We start from the raw sequence: 5,955 nt of genomic DNA on the forward strand, positions 1-5,955 counted from the left end.
GTTTACTTCCCTTAGTTTGATCAAGCAACTCAAATCAGTGGACAATAATGTCCATATCATAGGGATGTATAAATATAATAGTACTGTGCTCATTGAAAATAAAGAAGTGACCATCAAAGCACTAAAAAAAGAGAAAGCAAAAGCAAAGAAGGTGCAGGAAAATGAAGTTTTACTACCAGAAATATTGTGCAACGATCGATGGAGTCCAGGTAGTGGTCTTCCCTTCCAAAAAAGGGGTGAACGGGAAATGGCACACTATAGTATCAACAGATACAAGTCTGAGTTTTATTAAAATGATAGAAACCTATAACATACGCTGGACCATTGAGGTGTTTTTTAAAGAAATGAAGCAACTCTTTGAGCTTGGTAAGTGCCAATCTACCAATTTTGATCTGCAGGTAGCACAAACAACAATAACAATGATACAATACCTGCTCACCAGTATACGATATCGAATGGAGGACTATGAAACTATTGGAGGGCTCTTCAGGGAACTTAAACAAGGATACATTAAATATAAAATGAACTACCCCGAGGCAGAGCCATCGGGGTATCAAAATAATTTCAGCTGATTTCGATGTAACTTAATGTATTTTGACTTCCCTTGGTTCTGGAGGTACTTCTTTATTACTTCTTTATTACTTCTTCATTCGCGTATTGACCTACTGTGTTCACATAGTACCCACTGGTCCAAAACTTTCCACCCCAGAGTATCTGTTTCACCTCAGGATGCAATCGAAAAATTTCTTTTGCAGTGATACTTTTTACAGCTCCAATTATTTTCTTTGGCGCATTCGTGGGAATACTTTGAATCAAAAAATGAACATGATCTCCATCTAAGCCTATTTCTACAAAATGAATCTCATATCGTTCCTCTATCTTCAAACAAATCTCTTTGAATGTGATAGAAACTGTATCACTCAATACTTTTCTCCTATACTTTATAGGATAAACAAAATGGTACAAAAGCAAGCTTTTGTTATGACTCTTGTGAATATGATCACTATAACCACAAATATATGAATATCTTTACGCGACACCCGAGGCAGAGCCTCTGGGAATTCTATTGATTAAACCAAAGGATACTAAGGATAGTAATGCAAATAATAGCTGTTTTGGAATTGATCGTTGATAATCTTGATATAGAACTGACCATCACCAAAATAATAACAAACATCGAAGAATTTAATTTCCTGACACCAAGAAAACAACCGACAACAAGCCTAAATTGAGGGTGCGAAACTTCAGTTAATAATATTCCTGTTTATATAGAAGGTAGAAATGGCAATTGTAGTGTTAAAACAGCTCAATTACAAACACATCAAAGAATCTTTAATCACCTAAGAACAACAGGTAAATCTTCCTAAAAGAGCACGGATGGATAGTGGTTAATATATCAAAGAAGTTACCGATTTCTATCAACAACAAGGTGCTGATTTCTTTATACGCGCAAACAATTCTGCCGTTTTAATTCAAACAGCAGGACAACAAACAGACTGGAAGCCTTGCACTATCAATTATCAAGAGTATGAAATAACTAGCTTTGATTATCAGTTAGGTCAATATACCCATAGAATTATCGCGTATCGTCAGGCTAATAAAACAGGACAAGCAAGTTTGTTATCCAATGACAGTAAAAAATATTTGTTTATCATTACTAATGACAAACAAATATCTGAAAAACAAGCTATTGAATTATACAACAAAAGAGGGGATAGTGAGCGGGTGTTTGATATACAAAACAATGATTTTAATTGGAATTCTATGCCTCATAGCTTTCTACATCAAAACACTGTATATTTGATCATTATGGCAGTTGCCCATATTATTTACAAATGGATAGTAGCCTTTTTTGCTGATATTGTAAATGGAATCACTAAAACTTCAAGACTAAAAAAGTTTATCTTTAGATTTGTAAACACCGTTGCTAAATTTACTCGTAGTGGTAGAAGAGAGATCACACATCTTGCAACAGACAATCAAAAATTAATTGATTTTTTAAACTCTGAATAACACTATGATTTATGTATCAAAAGGCTTTCCCATAGTAGCTAAGATAATAAATGGGTAAGGGATTTTGTGTCGAATTAATAGAAAAACCAATAAAAAACACAAATTTAAAGCTCAAATCACAACAAAATATACCATGCCAAACTCCTAAAGATTAATTGCGGATTTAAGGTAAAACTTTAAAAGTGAGCAAAAAAAGTATTTTACTTGTAATAAACAGTGTTACCGACAAGGAGGCTAAAATTTTTCAACCAAAATATTCAGTTGAGTAAATTAAGTGAATCAGGAAATCCATTAAAACAATTAAATCAGGATATAGATACTGAGTTTTTTTAATATTTTTTGGAAGACAAATTAACTAGAGACAAAGAAAGACGTCTCTTAATTAAAATATGTTTTAATGTTTAAGGTAGATGATTTATCACTATCGCCAAAGATGGGGGGCAATAGGAAATAAAATTGAATTTGTAGAAGATATACGATAAGGTAGCTTGTGTAGAGTGTTTTTTTTGTATTTATAAGTAATATGCTGTTAGTCAAGTGTATATGTTTTTTTTACGAATTCTAACTACATTATAACAGATACTAAATAACTACAAATTTACTGCCAATTATATCATTACTTTATCCCAAGAATATTTTTTTTTAAATAATGATTGAAAATCATTAGGTTAAAAAACCAACACAAACTTAAACTTTCAAAAAATGAAACTTAAACTATCAGTATTGCTTATTGCTTTATTTTCTGCGATAGGCTTTTCTCAAAACAAGTCTTTAAAACCACTTCAACTTATTACTGAAGCTAAATTTAAAAAAAGTACATTTACAAATATTGATCTTTTTTCTGTAATTACTAATCAAAAATCTAATGTTGAGATTCCAGAAGAGCTTAAAAATGATTACACCTTATTTTCTTTAAATACACAGAAGCTTAAAAGTACGGCTTCAAATGCTCCAAGCACTATGAATTTTGCAATTCCTGGACAAAGTAAATCTTCAATGATTTTGGAATTGGTAAAAGTTAATATCACTTCAGATAATTTTGAGCTTGTAGAAATGCCATCGGGTAAGCGTATTCAACCTAATAAAACAATAGCTCACTATAGAGGTATTGTTCAGGGTAAGCCTAATTCTATTGCGGCAATTAGTTTACTTGATGGAGAAGTTACGGGCCTTATCAGTATCGATGGTGACAAGGGTAATTTAGTACTAGGTAAATTAGATAATAGTGCTGAACATATTATATATAAGGACGAAAATTTAATACACCTCAATAATTTCACCTGTAATACAGAAGCAGATTTTTCCGGATATAGTGAAGAACAGTTATCAGACCCTTCATTAAATAAAGCAGAAAGAAATTGTGTAAAAGTCTTTTTTGATATAGGTAATGATGTCGTAAGAGATAAGGGAGGTAGTCAGGAAGCTTCAGACTATTTACAAGCTGTTTTTAATCAGGTAGCGATATTATATGCTAATGATGAAATGACTGTCAAAATAGGAGAAATTAATGCGTGGACAGAACAAAACCCTTTTAGCGGATTGCGTGATTATTCACGTTATAGAGAGAATAATGGACTTAATGGTTCTGATTTAGGTCATTTTGTAACGTATAATTTCTCAGGAGGTGTTGCATATCTGAATAGTGTGTGTAATCGTAATTTTCGTTATGGAGTATCTGGTATAGGCAAGAGTTTTAGAGAAGTCCCTAGATTTTCATTTACTGTAGAGGTAATAGCACATGAGTTGGGACATAATCTGGGATCTAATCATACGCAAGCTTGTGTATGGAATGGTAATAATACAGCAATTGATGGTTGTTCATCTGTAGAAGGAAACTGTGCAAGACCTGGTGTACCAGATGGAGGCGGAACCATTATGAGTTACTGTCATTTAACTAGAGAAGGGATTAATTTCTCTAAAGGATTTGGTGTACAGCCTGGTAACGTAATCCGCAATACAATTGCTGCTGCCAGATGTCTTGAAGTATGCGGAGATGTAGAGGAGTGTAACGATGGAGATGCCGCTACCGTAACTTTCGAAAATAATTCTGCTTGTATTCTTGAATATGTATCGGGTACTACTTCTCAATTTTCTATTGGATTAGGAGAAACTAGAGAAGTATCGACCACTATCGGAACAAATTGGACTATCAATGATCCTACAAATGCATCAGTTTCCACATTTTCAATCGAATGTAAAAAAAATATTTATACATTTTCTGATACGTGTACGAATGTAGAAGTATGTGAAGAAGGAGATGTAATTACCGTAATTTTCGAAAACAATTCTGCTTGTACTCTTGAGTATTTAGTAGGAAATACATCTTTATTATCAATTGGATCAGGAGAGACTAAAGAAGTATCTACTGCAATCGGAGCAAACTGGAGTATCAATGATCCTGTTGGAGCAGAGGTTTCTGACTTTATTATTGAGTGCGATAAGAATTCTTATACGTATTCTGGTACGTGTACTAATGTAGAAGTTTGTGATGAAGGAGATACCGTAACTGTGATTTTTGAAAACAATTCTGCTTGTATCTTAGAATATTTCACTGATAATACTCCTCAATTTTCTATGGAGTCAGGAGAGACTAAAGAAGTATCTACTGAAATAGGTTCGAATTGGACCATAAATGACCCAACAGATGTAGTAGTTGCTACTTTTGCTGTAGAATGCGATAAAGATACCTATACCTTCTCAGGTAATTGTACTAATGTAGAAGAATGTGATGAAGGAGATGAAGTAACGGTTACTTTTGAAAACAAAACGGATTGCGAATTAGAATATTTTATTGGGACTACTTCTCAGTTTTCTATTGCCGTAGATGAGTCCAGAGAAGTGTCTACTTCGGTTGGAACTGATTGGATAGCTAATGATTCTGAAGATGGGACAGTGAATACCTTTAGTATTGAATGCGATAAAAATAATTATATAGTTTCAGGAAGATGTTCCGATACTGGCAGTGATACTTGTGATGGTGTCCCAGAATGGTCTAGAACAGAAACGTATTCAACTGGAGATAGAGTTGTTTATAGAGGTTATTTATTTGAAAAACTTACTCGTGGATGGAGGTTTATTCAAGTTTGTGTGACTAATTTCTCCTGTATAGACGTAAGTGAATGGAGTTATAATCGATCATACTCTGTAGGAGATAGAGTAACGTATAGAAATAATCTTTATGAAAGAACTTTTTATGGTTGGAGATTTTTAGGCTCTTGTAATGGCACTAGTCGTGCATATGATGGAACTACACCATCAGATCTTCTGAACGATTCTGATATTAAAATTTATCCAAATCCAGCAGAAGATGTTCTTAACATAGAAATAAATAATTTAGAAAATAAAACTTCCAGATTCTTTATCCGAGATATTAATGGTAGAACATTAAAATCAATGCTGATAGAAACTCCTCCGGGAAGTAATTATAAAGAAGAACTTACAGTAAGTGATTTACCTTCTGGAGTATATTTTATACAATTTAATGGTAATAAAAAATCAATTACTAAAAAGTTGATCAAAAAATAGCTACTAACTACCAAGTAAAATTGAAGAAAACTAAGAGGGTGTCTGAAAAGTCAGACACCCTCTTTTTTATTGAACTCTTTTTAGATTTTTAGGATTTAAGCTAAAATTGAGAGTATTCTGACCAATTGAAGTTTTTTTTAAGTTCCACAGTATTTTAAGTATTTTTTAAAGTAACCATTACCATTGGGCTATTTTTAAATCACGATATACTACTATAAATGATAAGTTTATACCAGTAAATTCAGATGGTAAATGGTATTATACGATTTGTGATTAAAAAATTCGTATAAATTCATTGAATTATTTTTTCTTTATGCAAGGCAAAAAAATCAAGCATAGCTATAGCTACGGTTTATTTTTTAAACGAAGTAGAAAGGAAAAAGAAACGATGAATATGCGAAATTTTTAGTTATAAAT

General features: G+C 32.6%; 2 protein-coding genes and 2 pseudogenes. 3 read left to right on the top strand and 1 reads right to left on the bottom strand.

Features of this window, described 5'->3' with window-relative positions:
- Positions 1 to 527 (top strand): annotated as a pseudogene (locus tag F0000_RS26260) (transposase); the annotation flags it as partial.
- Positions 528 to 553: 26 nt separating this feature from the next.
- On the opposite strand, the pseudogene tnpA reads toward F0000_RS26260, so the two are convergent.
- Positions 554 to 1,017, bottom strand: a pseudogene (tnpA, locus tag F0000_RS26265) (IS200/IS605 family transposase).
- A gap of 378 nt (positions 1,018 to 1,395) precedes the next feature.
- On the opposite strand from tnpA, the gene F0000_RS26270 reads away from it, so the two are divergent.
- Both F0000_RS26270 and F0000_RS26275 read left to right on the top strand, forming a co-directional pair.
- Positions 1,396 to 2,013 (top strand): transposase, encoded by a 618-nt coding sequence (locus F0000_RS26270; RefSeq protein ID WP_149627671.1) that lies wholly within the window; start codon positions 1,396 to 1,398, stop codon positions 2,011 to 2,013.
- A gap of 702 nt (positions 2,014 to 2,715) precedes the next feature.
- Complete coding sequence (locus F0000_RS26275; RefSeq protein ID WP_149627672.1) at positions 2,716 to 5,538, top strand: M12 family metallo-peptidase; 2,823 nt, start codon at positions 2,716 to 2,718, stop codon at positions 5,536 to 5,538.
- Positions 5,539 to 5,955: the final 417 nt, after the last annotated feature.

Origin of the sequence: Aquimarina sp. RZ0 (assembly GCF_008370685.1) — a bacterium.
GTDB lineage: Bacteria > Bacteroidota > Bacteroidia > Flavobacteriales > Flavobacteriaceae > Aquimarina.

Excerpts from the sequence above, each read along its gene's own strand:
- F0000_RS26275 (WP_149627672.1), top strand. The coding sequence starts at position 2,716 with ATGAAACTTAAACTATCAGTATTGCTTATTGCTTTATTTTCTGCGATA.